Source organism: Gelidibacter gilvus (assembly GCF_004115975.1).
Taxonomy (GTDB): domain Bacteria; phylum Bacteroidota; class Bacteroidia; order Flavobacteriales; family Flavobacteriaceae; genus Gelidibacter; species Gelidibacter gilvus.
This window is the reverse complement of the sequence record NZ_SDDZ01000008.1, coordinates 62,579-84,079: the sequence shown is the minus strand read 5'-3', so window position 1 is coordinate 84,079 and position 21,501 is coordinate 62,579. Positions and strand designations below refer to the sequence as shown.

Annotated in this window: 17 protein-coding genes; 9 read left to right on the top strand and 8 right to left on the bottom strand. The window is 38.4% G+C overall.

Translation table 11 applies throughout. From position 1 onward, the window contains the following. Nucleotides 1-61: 61 nt before the first annotated feature. Entirely contained in the window at nt 62-919 is an 858-nt protein-coding gene (accD, locus tag ESZ48_RS13335; protein WP_129018002.1) for an acetyl-CoA carboxylase, carboxyltransferase subunit beta, read from the top strand. Nucleotides 920-1,002: 83 nt separating this feature from the next. On the opposite strand, the gene ESZ48_RS13330 is transcribed toward accD, so the two are convergent. Further along, entirely contained in the window at nt 1,003-2,100 is a 1,098-nt protein-coding gene (locus ESZ48_RS13330) for a sensor histidine kinase (protein WP_129018001.1), read from the bottom strand. 208 nt (nt 2,101-2,308) lie between these two features. On the opposite strand from ESZ48_RS13330, the gene rpsO reads away from it, so the two are divergent. The 8 genes from rpsO to rpe all read left to right on the top strand — a co-directional run bounded on the left by rpsO (nt 2,309) and on the right by rpe (nt 12,366). Then, complete coding sequence (gene rpsO, locus ESZ48_RS13325) at nt 2,309-2,578, top strand: 30S ribosomal protein S15 (protein WP_129018000.1); 270 nt, start codon at nt 2,309-2,311, stop codon at nt 2,576-2,578. A 278-nt stretch (nt 2,579-2,856) separates the two neighbouring features. Continuing rightward, nucleotides 2,857-5,139: a polyribonucleotide nucleotidyltransferase gene (locus ESZ48_RS13320; protein WP_129017999.1), complete on the top strand. Its 2,283-nt coding sequence runs from the start codon at nt 2,857-2,859 to the stop codon at nt 5,137-5,139. 305 nt (nt 5,140-5,444) lie between these two features. After that, complete coding sequence (gene proC, locus ESZ48_RS13315; protein WP_129017998.1) at nt 5,445-6,251, top strand: pyrroline-5-carboxylate reductase; 807 nt, start codon at nt 5,445-5,447, stop codon at nt 6,249-6,251. Continuing rightward, nucleotides 6,251-7,021 carry a glutamate 5-kinase gene (gene proB / locus ESZ48_RS13310; RefSeq protein ID WP_129017997.1) on the top strand — a complete coding sequence of 257 codons (771 nt, stop codon included), beginning with the start codon at nt 6,251-6,253 and terminating at the stop codon, nt 7,019-7,021. The genes proC and proB overlap by 1 nt, the downstream gene beginning before the upstream one ends. Before the next feature lie 413 nt (nt 7,022-7,434). Then, nucleotides 7,435-8,634: a glutamate-5-semialdehyde dehydrogenase gene (locus ESZ48_RS13305; protein WP_129017996.1), complete on the top strand. Its 1,200-nt coding sequence runs from the start codon at nt 7,435-7,437 to the stop codon at nt 8,632-8,634. A 160-nt stretch (nt 8,635-8,794) separates the two neighbouring features. Further along, entirely contained in the window at nt 8,795-9,169 is a 375-nt protein-coding gene (locus tag ESZ48_RS13300; protein ID WP_129017995.1) for a hypothetical protein, read from the top strand. 265 nt (nt 9,170-9,434) lie between these two features. Then, nucleotides 9,435-10,298 carry a sigma-70 family RNA polymerase sigma factor gene (locus ESZ48_RS13295; protein WP_066433750.1) on the top strand — a complete coding sequence of 288 codons (864 nt, stop codon included), beginning with the start codon at nt 9,435-9,437 and terminating at the stop codon, nt 10,296-10,298. Between the two features lie 1,405 nt (nt 10,299-11,703). After that, nucleotides 11,704-12,366: a ribulose-phosphate 3-epimerase gene (gene rpe, locus ESZ48_RS13290; protein ID WP_129017994.1), complete on the top strand. Its 663-nt coding sequence runs from the start codon at nt 11,704-11,706 to the stop codon at nt 12,364-12,366. A 1,698-nt stretch (nt 12,367-14,064) separates the two neighbouring features. Here rpe and ESZ48_RS13285 read toward each other — a convergent pair. From ESZ48_RS13285 to ESZ48_RS13255, 7 genes are all read right to left on the bottom strand, one after another. Further along, nucleotides 14,065-14,481 (bottom strand): CBS domain-containing protein, encoded by a 417-nt coding sequence (locus ESZ48_RS13285; RefSeq protein WP_129017993.1) that lies wholly within the window; start codon nt 14,479-14,481, stop codon nt 14,065-14,067. A gap of 97 nt (nt 14,482-14,578) precedes the next feature. Next, the gene (locus ESZ48_RS13280; protein WP_129017992.1) at nt 14,579-16,921 is read right to left on the bottom strand and encodes a GumC family protein; all 2,343 of its coding nucleotides are present in this window, start codon (nt 16,919-16,921) and stop codon (nt 14,579-14,581) included. A 2-nt stretch (nt 16,922-16,923) separates the two neighbouring features. After that, nucleotides 16,924-17,688 (bottom strand): polysaccharide biosynthesis/export family protein, encoded by a 765-nt coding sequence (locus tag ESZ48_RS13275; protein WP_129017991.1) that lies wholly within the window; start codon nt 17,686-17,688, stop codon nt 16,924-16,926. 79 nt (nt 17,689-17,767) lie between these two features. Further along, nucleotides 17,768-18,898 (bottom strand): MraY family glycosyltransferase, encoded by a 1,131-nt coding sequence (locus tag ESZ48_RS13270; protein WP_129017990.1) that lies wholly within the window; start codon nt 18,896-18,898, stop codon nt 17,768-17,770. Between the two features lie 200 nt (nt 18,899-19,098). Further along, nucleotides 19,099-19,854: a glycosyltransferase family 2 protein gene (locus ESZ48_RS13265; protein WP_129017989.1), complete on the bottom strand. Its 756-nt coding sequence runs from the start codon at nt 19,852-19,854 to the stop codon at nt 19,099-19,101. Beyond that, nucleotides 19,855-20,403 carry a WcaF family extracellular polysaccharide biosynthesis acetyltransferase gene (locus ESZ48_RS13260; RefSeq protein WP_129017988.1) on the bottom strand — a complete coding sequence of 183 codons (549 nt, stop codon included), beginning with the start codon at nt 20,401-20,403 and terminating at the stop codon, nt 19,855-19,857. A 153-nt stretch (nt 20,404-20,556) separates the two neighbouring features. Beyond that, a complete protein-coding gene (locus tag ESZ48_RS13255) occupies nt 20,557-21,501 on the bottom strand; it encodes a UDP-glucuronic acid decarboxylase family protein (RefSeq protein WP_129017987.1) in 945 nt (314 codons plus the stop codon).

The following is a 21,501-nucleotide window of genomic DNA, read 5'->3' as shown; positions in this document are numbered from 1 at the left end:
TATCGATTACGGTTTTGAAACTCAAAAATCGTTAATCGTTAATCTAAAATCGTAAATCAATATGTCTTGGTTTAAAAGAAAAACAAAAGGAATCACCACTACTACAGAGGAGAAGAAAGACACGCCAAAAGGCTTGTGGTACAAATCTCCAACGGGTAAAATTATAGATACTGAAGAGCTTGAGAAGAACTTTTTTGTCAGCCCTGAAGATGGATACCACGTAAGAATTGGCAGCAAGGAGTATTTTCAGATACTCTTTGATGATAACAAATTCAAGGAATTGGACGCCAATTTGTCTTCAAAAGACCCCTTGAAATTTGTGGATACCAAAACCTATCCGGACCGTTTAAAGGCTGCTGAAGAAAAAACCAAACTTAAAGATGCCGTACGCTGTGCCGTTGGAAAATCCAAAGGAAAAAACATTGTGGTGGCTTGTATGGACTTTGCATTCATTGGAGGTTCCATGGGTAGCGTAGTAGGTGAAAAGATTGCACGCGCTGGAGACTATGCTTTAAAGAAAAAACTGCCGTTTGTCATCATTTCAAAATCGGGAGGCGCACGAATGCAGGAAGCTGCATTATCGTTGATGCAATTAGCAAAAACCGCAGCTAAATTGGCACAGTTGGCCGATGCAAGCATTCCTTACATTTCCTTAAGTACAGATCCAACAACCGGTGGCACAACAGCCTCCTTTGCCATGTTGGGTGATATTAACATCAGTGAACCAGGAGCTTTGATTGGCTTTGCAGGACCGCGCGTAGTGAGAGATACAACAGGACAAGAATTACCTGAAAATTTCCAAACTGCAGAATTTCTATTGGAACACGGGTTCTTAGATTTCATTACAGAACGAAAGGATTTAAAGAACAAAATCAACCTTTATATTGATTTGATCACCAATCAACCACTAAGGGTTTAATCAAAAATAAATTTGCCACGAATACACGATGTTTAAATAACTATCTGTGTGTTCGTGGCATTTTAAATTCATGTAACCGCTACTTAAGCTTTCTGAAAATAGACTTTAAAGGTGGTGCCTACATTGACTTCGCTTTCAACCTCTATGCGTCCTCCCATTCTTTCAACATGGTTTTTAGTGATGAACAGGCCAACACCCCTTGAATCTGACAATTGGTGGAACGTTTTTCTAAATTGGTATAAATCACTCCTATGCGCCTCCAAATCGATACCCAGACCATTGTCTTGGATTTCTAAAATGACGAAGCCGTCTTGAACTAAGCTTCGGAATCTGACAAAAGAGTTTCGTTCTTTGCACCTGTATTTGATGGCGTTGGTTAAAAAATTAAGGATAATACTATCTAAATAGACAGAAACTCCCAATACACTGACATCATCGGCAACCTCATTAATAACTTGACATTGTTCGTTCTTAGCTATGGCGTTCATATTATACATAGCGTTATCTACAAAAAGCTTTAAATTTTTTGGTGCCAAATTGGTATGCAGGGAAAAATCATCGTTCCTAACCTCATTAAGATTGGAGATAGTGACTTCTAACTGGGATAACGATTCTTTAAGCATCTTAAAATTCTCGTCATCCTTGATGCCTTCGGTCTCTTCCTCCATAAAGTCCGTAATCATACCTAAGTTACCAATGTGGCTTCGGATGTCATGAGTTGCAATATGTGCAAAATTCAACAACTTATCATTTTGATTTTTCGCAATTTCTTTAATGGAATTCATTTCCCATAAGATCTCCTTTTGTTTAGTGATGTCCACCACTTGCGAAATGAAGTAGAGCGGACTTCCATCAATATGGAGTTCCATGGAAACGGACAATAAGGTCCATACTATATTTCCGTTTTTATGGAAATAACGTTTTTCAATTTGATAACTTTCTATGTCCCGATTCACCAATCTATTAAGTTGCTCTACATCAACATCCATATCATCTTTATGAGTGATGTCTGGAAATTTCATACTGTAAAACTCCGTTTCTGAATACCCTAAGAGTTCTATTAAGCTACGATTGACCTTAACCCATCTGTAATCTAATCCTACAATGGCTATTCCGTTTGGAGCGTTTTCGAAAATATTTTCAAAAAGCTTATCCTTAATATTTACTAAATGTGTTGGCATTCTATTTATTCTATAATTGAATATCAAAAATAGCTGAGATTAAGCCATATAATTAACCTGTTAACAAATATTTATATCCTATTTGAAATAAAACAACTCTAAATTATTTTTTATCAGCAGCATAATTCATGTAAATATAATCCCTATCTTTGCACCGTGAATCGAAAACCGAGGCGCGTACATAACAATCATTTACAATAATATTAGCATGTATTTAGATCAAAAAGAAAAAGAAGCCATCTTTACAAAACACGGTAAAGGTGCAAAAGACACAGGTTCTGCAGAAGGGCAAATTGCTTTGTTTACTTACAGAATCAATCATTTAACAGGACACTTAAAGCAAAATCGTAAAGATTTTAACACAGAGCGTTCATTGGTCATGTTAGTTGGTAAGCGTCGTGCATTACTTGATTACTTAACTAAGAAAGATGTATTAAGATATCGTGCCATCGTAAAAGAATTAGGATTAAGAAAATAATCACTATTAAGACCACGCCTTTCAGCGTGGTTTTTTGTTTGCGTTAGCTCTCTTTTGCGCTAGGGATTGTAGCGGCATCCTTTTTTGTTTTTCACAAAAAAGATACAGCGGAAAGCCCGACCCTTTTTAGGGTAGCGCCCAAATAAAAAAAAGAATACTATCGAATTAGAAGAAGCTAGATCCCGGAGCAAGCCCGGGACTAAAGGTTTTTCATTGGTCAACACACAACACTACACAACAACACAACGACCATTGTTTAATTTAGAATTAAAAAATTTATGATTCCAAAAGTTTTTAAAGAGGTCATTGACCTTGGTGATGGACGTACAATCTCCATCGAAACCGGAAAATTGGCTAAACAAGCTCATGGTTCGGTTGTTGTGCAATCGGGAAAATGTATGTTATTATGTACGGTTGTTTCCAATTACAAACAAAGTGATGTTGACTTTTTACCGTTAACAGTAGACTATAGAGAGAAATTTGCTGCTGCGGGACGTTATCCTGGTGGTTTCTTTAAAAGAGAAGCACGGCCAAGTGATGGCGAAGTATTGACCATGCGTTTAGTGGACCGTGTATTGCGTCCATTATTCCCAAGTGATTACCACGCAGAAACGCAAGTAATGATTCAGTTGATGTCTCATGACGAAGATGTTATGCCTGATGCTATGGCTGGATTAGCCGCATCTGCTGCGATTCAGTTATCAGATTTCCCTTTTGAATGTGCTATCTCTGAAGCTAGAGTTGGTCGTATTAACGGTGAATTCATCATCAATCCAACCCGTGCACAATTATTAGAATCTGATATTGATATGATGATTGGTGCTTCAGCAGACTCAGTGATGATGGTTGAAGGTGAAATGGATGAAATTTCTGAAGAAGAAATGGCAGAAGCCATTAAATTTGCTCACGAAGCCATTAAAGTACAATGTGCTGCTCAGGTAAGATTAGCTGAAGCATTTGGAAAGAAAACTGTTCGTGAGTATGAACCAGAAAGAACTGACGAAGACTTAGCAAAGAAAATTCATGATATGGCATACGATAAAGTGTACGCCATTGCTAAAGCTGGATCAGCTAAACATGAAAGAAGTGCTGCCTTTGATGCTATTAAAGAAGAGATCAAAGCGAGTTTTTCTGAAGAAGAATTGGCGGATTATGGCGGGATGGTATCTAATTACTATTATAAAGCCGAAAAAGATGCGATTCGTGATTTAACCTTAAATGAAGGTTTGCGTTTAGATGGAAGAAAAACAGACGAGATCAGACCAATCTGGTGTGAGGTCGATTATTTACCATCTACACACGGTTCTGCTCTTTTTACACGTGGAGAAACTCAAGCCTTGGCGACAGTTACTTTAGGAACTTCTAGAGAAGCCAACCAAATAGACATGCCATCTTTTGAAGGTGAAGAGCGTTTCTATTTACATTATAACTTCCCTCCTTTTTCAACTGGTGAAGCACGTCCAATTCGTGGCACATCTCGTCGTGAAGTAGGTCATGGAAACTTGGCACAACGTGCCTTAAAAGGAATGGTTCCTGACGAGTGTCCTTACACTGTAAGAGTGGTATCTGAAGTATTGGAGTCTAACGGTTCGTCTTCTATGGCAACGGTATGTGCTGGTACTATGGCTTTGATGGATGCTGGGGTTCAATTAAAGAAACCAGTTTCTGGAATTGCAATGGGCTTGATATCTGATTCAGATTCTGGAAAATATGCAGTGCTTTCTGATATTCTTGGTGATGAAGATCACTTAGGCGATATGGACTTTAAAGTTACTGGTACTGCAGATGGTATAACCGCCTGCCAGATGGACATTAAAGTAAAGGGTTTAGGTTACGAAATTTTAGTGAATGCTTTAAAGCAAGCACGTGAAGGTCGTTTACATATACTTGAGAAATTGGTAGAAACTATCGCAGAGCCAAATGCTGATGTTAAAGCTCATGCTCCAAAAATGATTACCCGTGTGATTCCTAATGAATTCATTGGTGCATTGATTGGACCTGGTGGAAAAGTGATTCAAGAATTACAAAAAGCAACAAAAACTACGATTGTTATCAACGAAGATCCTATTACTGAAGAAGGTATTGTGGAAATTTTAGGTACCAATCAAGAAGGTATTGATGCGGTATTGACTAAAATCGATTCGTTATTGTTCAAACCAACCGTTGGTGGATCTTACTTAGTAAAAGTAATTAAAATGCTTGATTTTGGTGCTGTAGTTGAATATGAAGATGCTCCAGGAAACGAAGTGTTATTACACGTAAGTGAATTAGCATGGGAACGTACTGAGAATGTTACAGACGTAGTGAATATGGGTGATATTTTTGAAGTGAAATACTTCGGAGTAGATCCTAAGACACGTAAGGAAAAAGTATCTCGTAAGGCGTTGTTGGATAAACCAGAAGGTTATGTAGCCAGACCACCAAGAGATAATAGTAGAGACAGTAGAGATAATAGAAACGGCGGACGCGATAGTCGCGACAACCGTGGATCTCGTGACAATAGAGGTCGTGATGACCGTCGTGATGATCGTAAACCAAGAGAAGATAAAAAAGAAGATTAATTTCTGATTTATAGTCTTAATACATTACCAACCTCTCAGGTTTTAAAAACCTGAGAGGTTTTTTTATGCCCATTTTTGAGGTAACAACCCGACAAACTTGCAAAATCCCGACAACCTGTCACCTTCCCAGATTTTAACAATTGAGAATATGGCAAGGTTCACCCTTCATAATTCCCAAATATGGAACTCATGCCACTCCTGATTATCAAATTGATGAATCTTCAAATTAATCTTTTTAAACCGGACTTCCGTACAATCCTTGCAGCTATAATTGAAATTAATAGTGATAATCAATAACTTAAAGAATGAAAGTATTAGTCATTGGAGCAGGAAATATGGGATTGACCTATGCAGAAGGCATGGCAAACTCACCCTTGCTCAAAAAACATAAACTCCGGATTTTTGACACGGATCCAAAAAAGATTGAAACATTAAGACAACAACCTCAATTTGATGTTTATGACACGCTTGAGGATTGTCTGCCGAAAGCAGACCTCGTATTTATAGCCGTAAAGCCTTTTCATAGTGCCAATTTATTTGAGATCATGAAACCAATGCTCAACGACGATCAGATTTTCGTATCGTTAATGGCTGGCGTGACCATAGAAACCATCCAGCAAAACTTGGGCAAAAACAAAGTGGTAAGGACCATGCCAAATCTTCCAGCTCAAGTTGGGAAAGGCGTCACCTCCTACACCGCATCCAAAACGGTTTCAAGAATAGAATTACTCATGGTAAGAAATCTTTTGGATACCACAGGAACGTCAATACATGTCGTTTCAGAAAACTTCATTGATGCCTCCACAGGAATCTCAGGAAGTGGACCGGCCTATGTATTCTACTTTATGCAATCCATGCTGGATGCCGCCCTGAAAATGGGCTTTTCAGAATACGATTCTAAAGTCTTGGTCAGCAACACCTTTGAAGGTGCGATTGAACTCTTTAATCAGAATGACATCTCACCAAAATCATGGATTGAAAAAGTAGCTTCAAAAGGGGGTACAACCCAAGCAGCCATAGACTCCATGGACGATAATAATGTAAAACAACTCATTCAGGACGCAGCCTATGCCGCATTTGACAGGGCCGTCGAATTGGGAAAAAAACAATAATGGAAACAAAACGAATAGTAGTAAAAGTTGGTACCAACGTACTAACAAATAAAGACAATAGAATTTTAGGTCCCGTTTTAAGGGAATTGGTAAGACAAATATCTGTTTTAAACGAAAGGGACATCGAGGTGATTCTCGTCTCTTCCGGATCGGCAATTGCCGGAAAAGAAATTTTAGGCGAAACGAGTATTCAAGACCCATCCATCAGAAGACAAGTGTATTCTTCTGTAGGGCAACCGCGGATGATGCGCCATTATTACAGTTTATTTCATGATTATGGAATGCGGTGCGCACAGGTTTTGGCCACTAAACGTGATTTTGACCGTGGCAAACACCGTGAAAATATGATCAACTGTTACGAGGGTCTCCTTTCAGAAGGCATTACTCCTATTGCCAATGAGGATGACGCCACATCTCTAACCATGTCCATGTTCTCTGATAATGATGAACTGGCCAGTTTGGTAGCCGAGTTATTGGATGTTGACCGATTGATCATTCTTTCAGATACCAACGGTTTGTATACCGGACATCCCGATGATGAGAATTCCACACAATTGAAAGAAGTTACGGTAAACCAGGCTGTAGAACAATACGTCATGGCTTCCAACAAAAAGGAAGGCGAAGGACGCGGCGGAATGGCTTCAAAATTAAAGATTGCCAAAGGAGCTGCCCTAAAAAACATCCCTACCTACATCGCCAACGGGAAACGGGAGAATGTAATTGTTGATATCATTGACAACAAAGAAGTTGGTACGAAGTTTATTTCTTAGAAAAGAAGGCGGAATTAGGCAATAGACATGAGGAATGAGGGATTAGGGATTAGGTGGAAATGAGAGAGTTATTTCTTGACGAATTTTCAAATATGCCGAAGTAAAAAAAATCCATCCCTTTTTTCAAATTCATCCCACGGAAACGGAAAGCTTGAGGCATGAAGTTGGAAGCGGGAAGTTAAAAATTCTAACAAAATTTAAACACGCTCAAATTAAAAAATTCCTTCCTCGCCCGTTGAGCATGTCGAAATGTTGGCATTGAGCTTGTCGAAATGTTCGCATTGAGCTTGTCGAAATGTTGTCATTGAGCTTGTCGAAATGAAGGAAAGGTGCCTTCAATTCCAGAAAAGGAATTGAAGACGGAAGGGTTACAAACCTTATACAGGTGAAATCATTTAAATAAAACAAAAATTATGAAACTATTAAACACAGATATAAAAAATAAAGTGCTCCAATCGATGATGACTATTATCGATAAAGAGCGAAACAACATTTTAAAAGGAAACCAGAAAGACTTGGATGCCTTTGACAAAACCGATCAAGCTCTTTACGACCGATTGGTGGTGGATGATTCCAAAATTGATGGGATGATTACGGCCATATCAGAAGTAAAAGCCCAGGAAGATCCGGTTGGAAAAGAAATCTCAGATTTAACCTTGGACAGCGGTTTACAGATCACCAATAAAACGGCACCTTTTGGTACGATCATGATCATTTACGAATCGCGACCGGATGTCACCATTGAAGCTGCTGTTCTAGCCTTCAAAGCGAACAATAAAATTCTTTTAAAAGGCGGAAAAGAGGCCCTGAACAGTAATCTTATCCTCGAAAAATGTTGGCACCAAGCTTTGGAGGAAAACGGACTTTCCAAAGATTGGATCAAACTCTTACATCTGCAACGTGAAGAAACACAAGAGTTTTTAAAGAATCCGACAGAAAAGATTGATTTGATTGTCCCAAGAGGCGGCGAACGTTTAATTAAATTCGTAAAAGACCACGCCACTTGTGCGGTATTAATCAGCGGTAGAGGGAATAACTTCCTCTATGTTGCCAAAAACGCCGATTGGGAGAAAACTGTCAAAGTGATCGTCAATGCCAAAACCGATAAGATTTCAGGATGTAACGCTTTGGATAAAGTCTTGATCGACAAAAACATTCCTAATTACGAAACGAAGCTGAAAGATCTTCAAGCCATTTTACATAATTTGGGCGTTGAACTCCTTGTCGATAATAAGGTTGGAAAAATTCTTTCCGACGAAACTCAGATTGATAATGAAGACACTTGGTACGAAGAGTTTTTGGCCATGAAAATTTTAGTTGCCGAAGCCGCAAATGAAGATGTTGCCATTGAGATGATCAACACCTATTCTGGCGGACATTCAGCTTCCATTTTAACAGAGGACAAAACATTGGCACAAAAATTTATGGAGCAAGTAGATAGTGCTGCAGTATACCATAACGCTTCCACACGCTTCACTGACGGCGGACAAATGGGCGTTGGAGCAGAATTAGCCATCAGCACAGATAAATTACACCACAGAGGGCCATTGGGATTAAAACAATTGGTCACCAATAAGTATTATGTGTTTGGTGATGGGCATGTGCGTGTATAATTGAGACTCTGAATTCTAGAGTCTAGAATCTAGACTCTAGAATTCATATCATCCACTACCCTCTCCCCACTCACCTCTCATAATTTAGAACCCTGAACCTGAAATAGTTAAATGTTCACAAAAACTTGGAATTGTCAAAAATTTGACTAATTTATAGCTTATGATTCATACAGATAAAGAAAAGTATACGGAAGTTTTAAGTACATCATTAGCTTACTTAGAAAACATCGGTTTTGAGAATATCAAAGCAGACGCAGAGGGTTACGAAACCCCAAAATCATACCTCCAAAAAGGTAGTGACATTAATATTACACCCGATATTGTAGCAGAAAAGGAAGGCAGAAAGCACTATTTTGAATTGAGCTTAAAATCGGATAAAACGCGCTTGTTAAAATCAAAATGGTTATTTTTAAATACCCTAAGCGCCATGCGTTCTGCCCGATTTAAAATTATAACAACCCGTGGACATTACAAGTTTACAAATGAGATGCTTGAAGCCATCAATTTGACAGATAAAAAATTAATCAAACTTTAATTACGAAAAGGTTTTTAGTCCTCAGACCAAAAACCTTTTTTTTTTGTTCCAACCAAAATCACTAAAAGGCAATTCCAACCTCTCAAAAAGGATAGCCTAGTGCGAGAACTTGAAATCAATCCGATGTAATCGGAGGTTTAAATCCATCGAAATATCCTCTCAATTAAAATTAATTTTGACTTTCTTGTAACATTTTGAGTATCTTTTACGTATAATTACTTACGAAAGGATTATTCACTATTTTAAATTAAAGAGGCACATTTAAATGAGACAACTCAAAATTACGAAGCAAGTTACCAATAGGGAAACGGCTTCGCTAGACAAGTATCTCCAAGAAATTGGAAAAGTTGACTTAATTACCGCAGACGAGGAAGTAGAATTGGCACAACGTATTAAAGCTGGAGATCAACTGGCTTTAGAGAAATTGACCAAGGCCAATTTACGTTTTGTTGTTTCGGTAGCAAAACAATATCAAAATCAAGGCTTGACCTTACCGGATTTAATCAATGAAGGTAATTTAGGTCTTATTAAAGCAGCACAACGTTTTGATGAAACTCGTGGGTTCAAATTTATTTCATATGCGGTATGGTGGATTCGTCAATCCATTCTACAAGCCTTAGCTGAGCAATCCCGTATTGTGCGTTTGCCACTGAATAAAATTGGCTCCATCAACAAGATCAACAAGACTTTTGCCTTTTTAGAGCAAAGTCATGAGCGTCCGCCAAGTGCTGAAGAGATTGCCAAAGAATTGGACATGACCATCAATGATGTGAAAGAGTCCATGAAAAACTCTGGCCGTCACGTATCCATGGATGCGCCTTTGGTTGAAGGAGAAGATTCCAACTTGTATGACGTTTTACGCTCTGGAGAATCTCCAAATCCAGATAAGGATTTGTTGCATGAATCATTGCGTACGGAAATTGAGCGTGCGTTGGAAACATTGACTCCTCGTGAGGCTGATGTCATCCGTTTATACTTTGGTTTGGGAGATCAACACCCGATGACCTTAGAAGAAATTGGTGAAACATTCGACTTAACGCGTGAACGTGTGCGCCAGATTAAAGAAAAAGCAATCCGTAGGCTGAAACATACCTCACGAAGCAAAATATTAAAAACCTACTTAGGGTAGGGATAAATAAAAATTTCAATAGGCAAGCACCAAATTCCAATCTTATTCTTTGGAATTTGGATTTTGATTCTTGGAATTTAAAAGTAACAAACAGTATAAGATACCCACTTTCGTGGGTATTAAACTGTTCGTTTTTTGATTGATGAAAGAACCCTCGGCTGATTACCGGGGGTTCACTTTTTAAAGTTGAAATTGAAGATGAAATTGAAAGAAAATCAGTCTAAATCGTCAAATTCTCGCACTATCCTATACCCAATATCATCTGTGCCCTGAAAACTGCGCTTGAGACTGAGACTGCCAACTGAAACTGCCTGCCCATCCATAGCTTTAGCGAAGGCGGGAAGACTGAACGCCGAATGACGAATTTCGAACACCGAACGCCGAAGTTTAGATTCCCATGAAATTTAAATCTGCGTTCCTTTGTGGAGCTTTGAGAATACTTTGTGGAACTTTGTGTTATAGCTTGGTCACTTAGGAGTTCTGTCAAAGTATAGGAATCGTTGAATTTTGTATAAATAATCGAATGATATTTAGGCATGAACAAACAGGAAGCTTGCCTACCCGACATGAGCTTTAGCGGAGTGAGGTATTATTTACTGAGGCGGGAAAACTGAACGCTGAATGACGAATTTCGAACACCGAACGCAGAAGTTTAGATTCTAATGAAATTTAAATCTGGGGTCCTTTGTGGAGCTTTGGGAATACTTTGTGGAACTTTGTGTTATAGCTTTGTCAATTATTAGTTCTGTCAAAGTTTAGGAAACCTTGAATTTTGTATAAATAATCAAATGATATTTAGGCATGAACAAACATGAAGCTTGCCTACCCGACATGAGCTTTAGCGGAGAGGTATTATTTTCGGAGTCAGAAAGACTGAACGCAGAATGACGAATTTCGAACACCGAACGCCGAAGTTTAGATTCTCTTGACATTTAAATCTGGGATTCTTTGTGGAGCTTTGAGAATACTTTGTGGAACTTTGTGTTATAGCTTGGTCACTTAGGAGTTCTTATAAAGTTTAGGAAACCTTGAATTTGGTATAAATAATCGAATGATATTTAGGCATGAACAAAGATGAAGCTTGCCTACCCGACATGAGCTTTAGCGGAGAGGTATTATTTTCGGAGGCAGAAAGACTGAACGCCGAATGACGAATTTCGAACACCGAACGCCGAAGTTTAGATTCTCATATAATTTAAATCTGCGTTCCTTTGTGGAGCTTTGTATTATAGCTTTGTCACTTAGGAGTTCTATCAAAGTTTAGGAAACCTTGAATTTGGTATAAATATTCGAATGATATTTAGGCATGAACAGAGGGGAAAACTGAGACTGAGACTGCCAACTGAATACTGCTGACTGAGGACTTTTTTCCCTATCTTTGCAAAAAACTTTACAACAACACTGTATGTCTTCAAAACTCATTGCCCCTTCAATTTTAGCCGCCGATTTCGGCAATCTTCAACGTGATATCGAAATGGTCAACAATAGTGAGGCCGATTGGTTTCATATTGACGTTATGGATGGTCATTTCGTACCCAACATATCTTACGGAATGCCCGTAATTGCCGCCATTAAAAAACATGCCACAAAGCCCTTGGATGTCCATTTAATGATTGAAAAACCAGAACGCTATATTGAAGAATTCGCTAAAGTTGGCGCCGATATCATTACGGTCCATTATGAATCAACCGTTCATTTACATAGAACTTTAAGACAAATTAAGGATGCAGGTTGTAAAGCGGGCGTTGTACTCAATATAACGACTCCTCTGGTGGTTTTAGAAGATATCTTACCTGAATGTTACATGGTACTTTTAATGTCCATCAACCCGGGATTTGGCGGTCAGAAATTTGAAGATGTTACTTACAAACGCATCAAAAATCTTCGTCAAATGATCGATGCCCAAGGCTTGGACACGCGGATTGAAATTGATGGCGGTGTCACAGACCAAAACATCCAGAGATTGGTTGAAGCTGGCGCAGATACTTTTGTGGCCGGAAGCCATGTCTTTGGAAGCGACAATCCGACGGCAACTATTAAAACTTTACGGGAATTGGCCAATTCATAAAGGCAGATTTACGATTGACGATTGTTGATTTACGATTGAGGATTGTTGATTGTTGATTTACGATTAACGATTAACGATTGACGATTTTTGATTTACGACCTGCCCGAACGTACCGTTTCCTTATCGGCGGAATCCCCATAGACCGTCAGTACGGGCGGGTTGAAGATTGTTGATTACGGCAGGCTGAGTTCACTTCTGCAGGTTCAAGGGAGGTATGAATTCCTGAAGTTAGAGGGCGAAATTGAAATTGCCCGCCGCCCGCCTGAATGACTATGTCGGGCAGGGAAGGTCAGGAAGTTGCTTGTCCGTCCGAAGATTCATCGAAGGCGGAAAGTTGAAGTTGAACTCGAAATTCAAGTTGAAACAACTTAATCACTAGAAGCTGCAAAATCTAGTATTCTCTTCCCTCAACAGATGCAGAAAGGTTTGAATATCCAACAATGACCGACAAATATCTAATTTCGAAGTTTAAGTTCTAATATATTAGAAATTTTGATTTTTAAAGTCGGACCTGGCTAACCGTTCAGACGTGATTAAAGATTGACGCTTAACGATTTTTGATTTACGATTGACGATTGAAGATTGTTGATCTGATACACACCTCTCACACCTCTCACCTCTCACCTCTCACCTCTCACCTCTCACTCCCCACCTCTCACCTCTCACCTCTCACTCCTCTCACCTCTCACCTCTCACCTCTACCCTATACGCAATACTCTACAAAGAAAATTCCTAATACCAAACCATGACCATCGAATATCAAAGGCCAGAATCTGATATCTTTAATCCAACTTACTTTGTGGACCTGGCTAACCGTTAAGACGTGATTAACGATTGACGATTGTTGATTTACGACCTGCCCGAACGTACAGTTTCCTTATCGGCGGAATTCCCATAGACCGTCAGTACGGGCGGGTTGAAGATTGTTGATTACGGCGGGCTGAGTTCACTTCTGCAGGTTCAAGGGCGGTATGAATTACTGAAGTTAGAGGGAGAAATTGAAATTGCCCGCCGCCCGCCTGAATGACTATGTCGGGCAGGGACGGTCAGGAAATTGCTTGTCCGTCCGAAGATTCATCGAAGGCGGAAAGTTGAAGTTGAACTCGAAATTCAAGTTGAAACAACTTAGTCACAAGCAGCTGCAAAATCTTGTATTCTCTTCCCTCAACAGATGCAGAAAGGTTTGAATATCGAACAATGACCGACAAATATCGAATTTCGAAGTTTAAGTTCTAATATATTAGAAATTTTGATTTTTAAAGTCGGACCTGGCTAACCGTTAAGACGTGATTAACGATTGACGATTAACGATTAACGATTTTTGATTTACGATTGAAGATTGAAGATTGTTGATCACGAACACACCTCTCACCTCTCACCTCTACCCTACAAATAAAGTTCCTAATACCAAACAATGACCATCTAATATCAAAGGGCAGAATCTGATATCTTTAATTCCAACTTCCTTTGTGGATCTTTGTGTCTACTTTGTGGCACTTTGTGGAACCTTTTTGACCTGATTCTGAGACATAGAAACCTCGAATCTTTGTTTCCTTAAAATTCATGAAACCTTGGATTTCTATTTAAATAGTGAATGCTATTCAGGCAAGTTCAGACTGCTACCTACGGACTGCCAACTGCCTTCCTGTCCGCACTATTTCACTAAGGCGGGAAGACTGCCAACTGCCCACACTCCCCCTATAAATGAATAATCAAAAAATTAATCAAATCCGTAGTCGTCACCATACCCACCAATTCACCATCATCAACCACTGGTAAAGCGTGAAATTCTTTTTTAGCCAAAATTTGTGCGACCTCTTTGATGCTTGTTGTTGAAGATACCGAGACGATATTTTTGGCCATCACTTGTTCTATGGTGAACATATTATAGACCAAGCTTTCAATTTCCCCATCATCATCCACAGCGTCTACGAAACTAATCCGCAATAAATCGGTGTAGCTCAACATCCCGATAATGGACTTCCCTTCAACCACAGGGATATGTCTGATCTTATGTTTTTTAAATAAATATTCCGCCCTCTCGAGATCATCGCCTTTTTTGAGTTTGACAATTTTAGTGGTCATTATTGCCGATACAAGTTGGATATTTTTCATGATTCTTAGTTTTATATTTCAATGATAAATATATTCCTTTATAATAAAGTAAAGCATGATAATTATCACCTCCCTAAACTGTTGAAAGGGTAAGATTCTATTCTTTGATACCATAGCCGTAACCATAGCCATAATTATAGCTATATCCATAAGACTTACTAGCTCCTACGCCATTAATAATATAGGCCATATTCTTCATACGTCCAGAATCGTAAAGATCTTTGGAGAAATCCAACAATGTTTTTTCTGTCACTTCAGCTCTAACTAAATATAAAGTAGCATCTGCAAATTCAGAAATCAACAAGGTGTCGGTCACCAATATGGTGGGTGCGGTGTCAACGATGATATAATCATATTCCTCTTTCGCTTCATTGAGAAGCCGCTCGAATCGACCATTAGTTAAAAGATGAGCTGGATTTGGAGGAATAGCACCTGCAATTAAAATGTCGTGGTTCGGATGCATAGAGAATCCTTTGATTAAGGCATCTTTCCAACTAAACGTCTCGTCATGTAAATAATTGGATAATCCGGGTAGATTTTTGTCCGATTCAGGCTGAGTATAATGATGGATTTGTGGGTTTCTTAAATCGGCCCCAATCAATAACACTTTTTTGTTCAGACTAGATAGTGCCAAGGAAAGATTAAGGCCCACATAAGTTTTACCTTCACCTTTGATTGTAGAAGTCACATAAATAATCTTGCCTTTGGCATCCTTTCCAGTAGTCAATATATAACTGACGTTAGAACTCAGAATTCTAAACGCCTCCGCCTGCGCGCTCCTTTCGGTAGGATCAGTAAAGACGACATTCATATCATCCGTTTTTGGTATTTCAGCCAATATGGGTATTTGACCTGCTCTTAATTTCACGTCGTTTCTACCTTTAATTTTAGTATCCAATAAAATAGATGCATATATAATTCCAAATGGAATCAGTAAACCCCCAACTAAGGCCATAAGGTAGATGTTTTTTTTATTTGGGGATATCGGCGCTCCTCCTGAAATAGCGTATTCAACCACTTTTAAGGAAGGCTCTGTAATCGCCAAATTGATAGCCGCTTCTTCACGCTTCTGAAGTAAAAATAAATACAAGGTTTCCTTGATGGCTTGCTGCCGTTCAATAGAACGCATAATTTTCTCCTTCGCAGGAATAGCAGAGACTTGGGATACGAATTTATCATTCCTTTTGACCAATTGATTTTTAGAAGCCTGCAATTGTGATTTGTACGCATTTAACGAGCTGTTGATATTCTTAGCCAGTTCATTTAGTTTTTCATTAATCGTTTGTACCATAGGATTATTTTCACCGCCACTGGTCAAATAATTATCACGTTCAAAAACCAAAGTGTTATAAGCTCCTATAAGTTCATTAGTATTAACACTGGTAATACCAATATTTGCAGGTAATAGGTCATACTCATTATTTTTAATATTGAGAGACTCCACCAACATATTAGAAAGCAAAATTTGACCCTCAATTGCAAACACTTCGTTCTCGGATGCAGTGCGTTGGCTTATCCCTAAGGCGGCATCCGATTTAACATCGAAAAAATTATTATTCTGCTTATAATCCTGTTTGTTCCCTTCGATAGAATCCAATTCTCCAGCCAACAATTCAAATCGATCGTCAATAAAAGCAATGGTTCTTTTAGAGACTTCTTGGCGGTCTATAATTCCATCTAAGTTAAAAACCGACATCAATTCATTAAGGATTTGTTCTGATCGCGACTTATTTTCTCCCGAATAATTCAACTGTAGCAACTCACTCCCTTTACCTACGAATGAAACACCTATCTTGCTTTTCAAACTTTTCGCCGCAGAAGTTACTGGAATCAGTCTGAAAATATATGTTTTTCCCTTATTTTGTTTGATGTTATTTAGGTTGCCCGCCTCTAATTCAAATGGAAGATCATGACTCACATTATAAGAGCTATAATTAGGGAAAACGATGGCCTTATCTGATGTTCCTCTAAAAACTTCAAAACCTGTATCCTTAATTTGGATTTTAAAGGATTCATGGGACTTGATACTGTCGTTTGGAATTGTTTTAGTAAGCACGAATGGAAACCCAGCAATTTCAGTTGTTCTTACATTCCCTTCTTCATAGAAAGCCATGGTCAAGTCAAGATTTCTAACCACCTGTTCACTGATCCGTAACGATTTAATAACCTCGATTTCGTTTTCAAGGTTAATAGTCGATCTATTAAAAATAAAAGCTGAAGAGGGCATCTCAATACCTTTACTTTTATTTAAAATTTGAATTTTGGAGGAGCTGTTATAAATATTGGGGGTATACCTCAAATATAAAAAGGCAGCAACCAAAGCAATCATTATTCCAATTACAAACCAAAACCAATAGCGTAGATATTTCCTAAGCTCGTATTTTATCTGCTCTCCTTGATCAGTTTTTCCTGTGACAGTTTTCACTCTTTCTTCGTTCATTATTATCTGGTTATTAAAAGCACAGTACTCAATACGATAGAAAATACTGAAATGAAGGTTCCTACATTGCCGACAAACCCTGAACTTTTAATTTTTGGTCCATTAGGATTAACCATGATCACGTCATTTGGTTTTATTAAAAAGTAAGGGCTGGTTAATACCTGTGCAGAAGTCAAATCAAGATGTGCTGTTTTATAAACACCCTCCGATTCTCTTACCAATAGGATATCTTCTCGTTTCCCATTTATGGTCAAATCTCCGGCTAGACCTATAGCTTGCAACAAAGTGATACTTCCTTCTGTAAAATCATAGGTTCCGGGACCGCTAACTTCGCCTAAGACAGTGACTTTGGCGTTCAATAGCCTCACACTAACGGTTGGGTTTTTGAGATGGCCTCCATCTTCCAACATCCGGGTCAATTCTTGTTCAAATTGCTGGGTTGTTTTATTCTTTGTGGATATGACTCCCAATTGAGGAAAATTAATAGTATGGTTTTCAGTAACCAAATAACCTTGAAGCTTCATCATGTCGACATTACCACCGCCTTGTGAACTACCTCCAGTTGTTATATTGTAAGGTCTTGCCAAATCTTCAACAAGGGCACCTACCGTAATTTTTAAAATGTCGTTAGGCTGAATAGAGGGTCTGATATAACTAATGGGCGTATTATTATATTGTTCAGAATCCTGAAAATAAAGAATTTCCTTTTTTGTGGCACAAGAATTCAATAAGAACAATGTTACCAATCCTAATAATATGTACTTCATTAAATTAGTCTTGAGATCTTTAAACATAAAGCTTTATACATTTGAAGTGCAAAAGTAAGCTCTTTTTTTATAAATGGTACTAAATAAGCGTATCTCTTCTGTTAATTTCAGACTTGGATTTTGAATTTAAAATCCAATGGTATAGAAAAACTGTAGAATATAATATAGTTCCAATAGAAAGCAAAAGAATCAATTGCAGATGGATCTCAAAATCCTTAAACAAAAGTGCCAATACAAACAAGATCACATTAATGATCACGATACATGTCGTAGTTTGAATATGCGAATACCCCAATCTAAGGAAACCATGGTGCAAGTGGTTTTGATCGGCATGAAACGGGCTTTTTCTGTGGAATACGATACGTATAAAAAAGACGCGAAAGGTATCCAGTAGCGGAAAAAACACAATGGCAAGCGCCAATATCGGGGCCGAATTATAGAATATTGAGGTGCGATAAATCTGTGCTTCACTGAGAAATCTAACCACAAAAAAGGAAAGCAGAAAGCCTATGATCATGGAACCTGTATCGCCCATAAATATTTTTCTTTTTTTAGCAAAATTCAATCTCAAAAAGGGGATCAGTGATCCTATAGTCGCTACGGCTATGGTAGCCATACTGATATCTTGTGTTTTTAGAAAAATATAGGTAAAAGCCGCACAGGCAAATAGGGCTAAACTTCCTGCAAGGCCGTCAACACCATCGATAAGGTTATAGGCATTAATGATCAACACATAGACAAACAAAGTGAATAGTACAGAGAACCAATACGGCAAGGTGGTGATCCCAAAAATCCCAAAAAAGCCTACGATCCTTGTGTCGGTAAAAATAATTAGCACCAAGGCTGCCAGCAGCTGCCCCAGGAATTTTTTCTTAGGCGACAATACCAATAGGTCATCCTTAAGACCTAAAAAGAACAAGATGGACATTCCACCTAAAAGCAACAAGAGCACCTTCGTATTCAGTAAAGCACCAAGTGTGGTGATGACCACCACTAAACTCATAAAAATAGCAATCCCGCCTAGGGTAGGCGTTCGTTTTGAGTGAACACTTCTTGAACCGGGTTCGTCCATCAGCTGTTTCTTTACCGATATCATAAAAATGGCTGGAAACGTGTTAAATGAGACATAGAGCGCAATGAGAAATGCTACAACCAACCAAATGACCACATAATCAAGGGGGTTAAAATAAGTGAGAAGTTCTTGGATCATAGCAATTTACGCTTAAGTAGTCTTGGGTGTATTTCTAAAGTAAATTTTCGGCAAAGATACGCTTAAAGTGCTAACATTCACAGTATTTTAGATTATAAAATACGCTAGCATTAACTTTGCAATTTACAACGTCGACAAAAATAGCGCCCTATTTAATATTTTATTAACTCTAATCAATAAATGTTTTATGATATCAGTTCTTATTTAAAAAACCATTGTGGAATTTTTGAGAGGTTTTTTGATAAGATGACCCTCAGCGGGAAGCGTATTTTATTAATATAGGCAGCATTATAATCTTCCTTAGTTTTTTGATAGAGATTCTTAAGACTTCTATTACTAGCCCCACCTACTCTCATTTTTGTAATGGTCAAGGGTAAAAATTTAAACCGATGTTGCTCTTGTTTAAAGACGCGAAGAATAAAATCATAATCGGCAGCGATTTTATAGTTCAAATTAAATTGCCCGTACTTTGCATACACCTCTCTTTTCAAGAACAGTGTCGGATGTGCGGGCATCCAACCACGGTTCAATAATTTTGGATAGAAGGGCTGGCTCACCCAGTTCCGCACAATTTTAGAAGTGTCATCAAACTGTACATAATGGAGATTGCCGTAAATGCCGTCAATAGCCTGAGATTCAAAAGCTTCAGCAATTTGTGAAATGACTGTTTGGTCTGCGAGAAAATCATCCGAATGCACAAACCCAATAATATCACCGGTAGCTTTGGCAATCCCTTTGTTTAAAGCATCATAAATGCCATTATCAGGTTCAGAAACAACAATAATATTGGAGTGCTTTTCTACTTTCGATTTTACTAAACTAAGGGTATCGTCTTTGGAACTACCGTCAATAATAATGTATTCAATGTCTTTATACGATTGTTGTAACACAGAATCCATACAGACCTCCAAAGTTTTGGCGCTGTTGTAAGTTGCAGTTATAATTGAAATTTTCATCTAATCGTTTATTGTTCTTTCCTTAATCTTTACCGCAGGATTTCCTCTGTAAATCCCGTAGGCATCTAAATTACTGCTCGTAATGGAACCTAAAGACAGCACTGCATGGCTTTCCATGATCACGCCCGGACCAACAATACTTTTGGCGCCTACCCAGCTTCCTTCTTTTAAAATTATTGGAGCAATCATGAGGTCAAAAACGGGTGATTTATAGTTATGATTGCCGCAAAGTAAAAATGCGCCTTGCGAGAGGCACACGTGATCTTCAAGAGTCACTTGATCTAGATTATCGATCCAAACCTCCTCGCCTATCCAACAATGATTGCCAATAGTTAATTTCCAGGGATACTTTATATTGATCCCTGGTTTGATAACAACTCCATTTCCTATTTTAGCCCCAAAGCATTTTAACCAAAAAATCTTGAGTCCTGAAGAAGGATTCAAACTGCATTTCAGAAACAACTCATTGATAAAGTACCATAACAAGCGTTTGACTTTAGACCCAGGTTGGTACCAACTGTTGTTATATTTAGAGAGATCGATTTTCAAATGTATGTTATTAAATATTTAATCATGGATATTAGCTTAAATTGATATATGTAGCTCAGAGATTAGGCATGAGGGATTAGGAATTAAGAATTAGCCAAGCATTTTCTTATGTCCATTCTCATCGTATTATCTTTTCAAAGATTACCTTTCCTTCTATCTATTCTGCAACAAGTCATCAAAATATCCAATCGTCTTTTTCAAACCTTCCTCCAGATGTACTTTTGGCTCCCAACCATTCAATTCCTTTTTAGCTAAATCAATTATAGGCTGACGTTGCAAAGGATCATCTTGTGGCAAAGGCATGTAAACCAATTTTGATTTGGAGTTGGTTAATTTGATGACATTTTCAGCCAATTCCAACATGGTGAATTCTACAGGATTACCAATATTCACCGGACCTGTAAAGCCATCCCTACTGTTCATCATTCTAATGGTGCCTTCCACTAAGTCATCGACGTATTGAAAGCTCCGCGTTTGCGTCCCCTCACCAAAAATTGTGATGTCTTTTCCTTGTAAGGCTTGCACGATAAAATTAGAAACAACACGGCCATCATTTGGATTCATATTTGGCCCGTAGGTATTAAAGATTCTAATAATTTTAATTTTAACTTCATTCTGAATATGGTAATCCATGAATAAGGTTTCCGCACAGCGTTTTCCTTCATCATAACAGGAACGTAACCCGATTGGATTAACATTGCCCCAATACGTTTCAGGTTGTGGATGCACGGCTGGATCACCATAAACCTCACTAGTTGATGCCTGCAAAATTTTTGCGCCAACACGTTTTGCCAGCCCCAACATATTGATGGCTCCCATCACCGAGGTTTTAATCGTTTTTATGGGATTGTATTGGTAATGTACCGGGGAGGCAGGACAAGCCATATTGTAGATTTCGTCCACCTCAATCATATATGGGTTGATGACATCATGTCTTACCAACTCAAAATAGCGATGGTCCATCAAATGTTCAATATTCTTCTTACTCCCTGTAAAGTAATTATCCAAACAGATGACTTCATTACCTTCATTCAATAAGCGTTCACATAAATGAGAGCCCACAAAACCAGCACCTCCTGTAATTAATATTCGTTTCAT

What these genes read in the sequence shown, in the direction of transcription:
- accD (WP_129018002.1), top strand. Translation starts at nt 62, where the DNA reads ATGTCTTGGTTTAAAAGAAAAACAAAAGGAATCACCACTACTACAGAG.
- ESZ48_RS13330 (WP_129018001.1), bottom strand. Translation starts at nt 2,100, where the DNA reads ATGCCAACACATTTAGTAAATATTAAGGATAAGCTTTTTGAAAATATT.
- rpsO (WP_129018000.1), top strand. Translation starts at nt 2,309, where the DNA reads ATGTATTTAGATCAAAAAGAAAAAGAAGCCATCTTTACAAAACACGGT.
- ESZ48_RS13320 (WP_129017999.1), top strand. Translation starts at nt 2,857, where the DNA reads ATGATTCCAAAAGTTTTTAAAGAGGTCATTGACCTTGGTGATGGACGT.
- proC (WP_129017998.1), top strand. Translation starts at nt 5,445, where the DNA reads ATGAAAGTATTAGTCATTGGAGCAGGAAATATGGGATTGACCTATGCA.
- proB (WP_129017997.1), top strand. Translation starts at nt 6,251, where the DNA reads ATGGAAACAAAACGAATAGTAGTAAAAGTTGGTACCAACGTACTAACA.
- ESZ48_RS13305 (WP_129017996.1), top strand. Translation starts at nt 7,435, where the DNA reads ATGAAACTATTAAACACAGATATAAAAAATAAAGTGCTCCAATCGATG.
- ESZ48_RS13300 (WP_129017995.1), top strand. Translation starts at nt 8,795, where the DNA reads ATGATTCATACAGATAAAGAAAAGTATACGGAAGTTTTAAGTACATCA.
- ESZ48_RS13295 (WP_066433750.1), top strand. Translation starts at nt 9,435, where the DNA reads ATGAGACAACTCAAAATTACGAAGCAAGTTACCAATAGGGAAACGGCT.
- rpe (WP_129017994.1), top strand. Translation starts at nt 11,704, where the DNA reads ATGTCTTCAAAACTCATTGCCCCTTCAATTTTAGCCGCCGATTTCGGC.
- ESZ48_RS13285 (WP_129017993.1), bottom strand. Translation starts at nt 14,481, where the DNA reads ATGAAAAATATCCAACTTGTATCGGCAATAATGACCACTAAAATTGTC.
- ESZ48_RS13280 (WP_129017992.1), bottom strand. Translation starts at nt 16,921, where the DNA reads ATGAACGAAGAAAGAGTGAAAACTGTCACAGGAAAAACTGATCAAGGA.
- ESZ48_RS13275 (WP_129017991.1), bottom strand. Translation starts at nt 17,688, where the DNA reads ATGAAGTACATATTATTAGGATTGGTAACATTGTTCTTATTGAATTCT.
- ESZ48_RS13270 (WP_129017990.1), bottom strand. Translation starts at nt 18,898, where the DNA reads ATGATCCAAGAACTTCTCACTTATTTTAACCCCCTTGATTATGTGGTC.
- ESZ48_RS13265 (WP_129017989.1), bottom strand. Translation starts at nt 19,854, where the DNA reads ATGAAAATTTCAATTATAACTGCAACTTACAACAGCGCCAAAACTTTG.
- ESZ48_RS13255 (WP_129017987.1), bottom strand. Translation starts at nt 21,501, where the DNA reads ATGAAACGAATATTAATTACAGGAGGTGCTGGTTTTGTGGGCTCTCAT.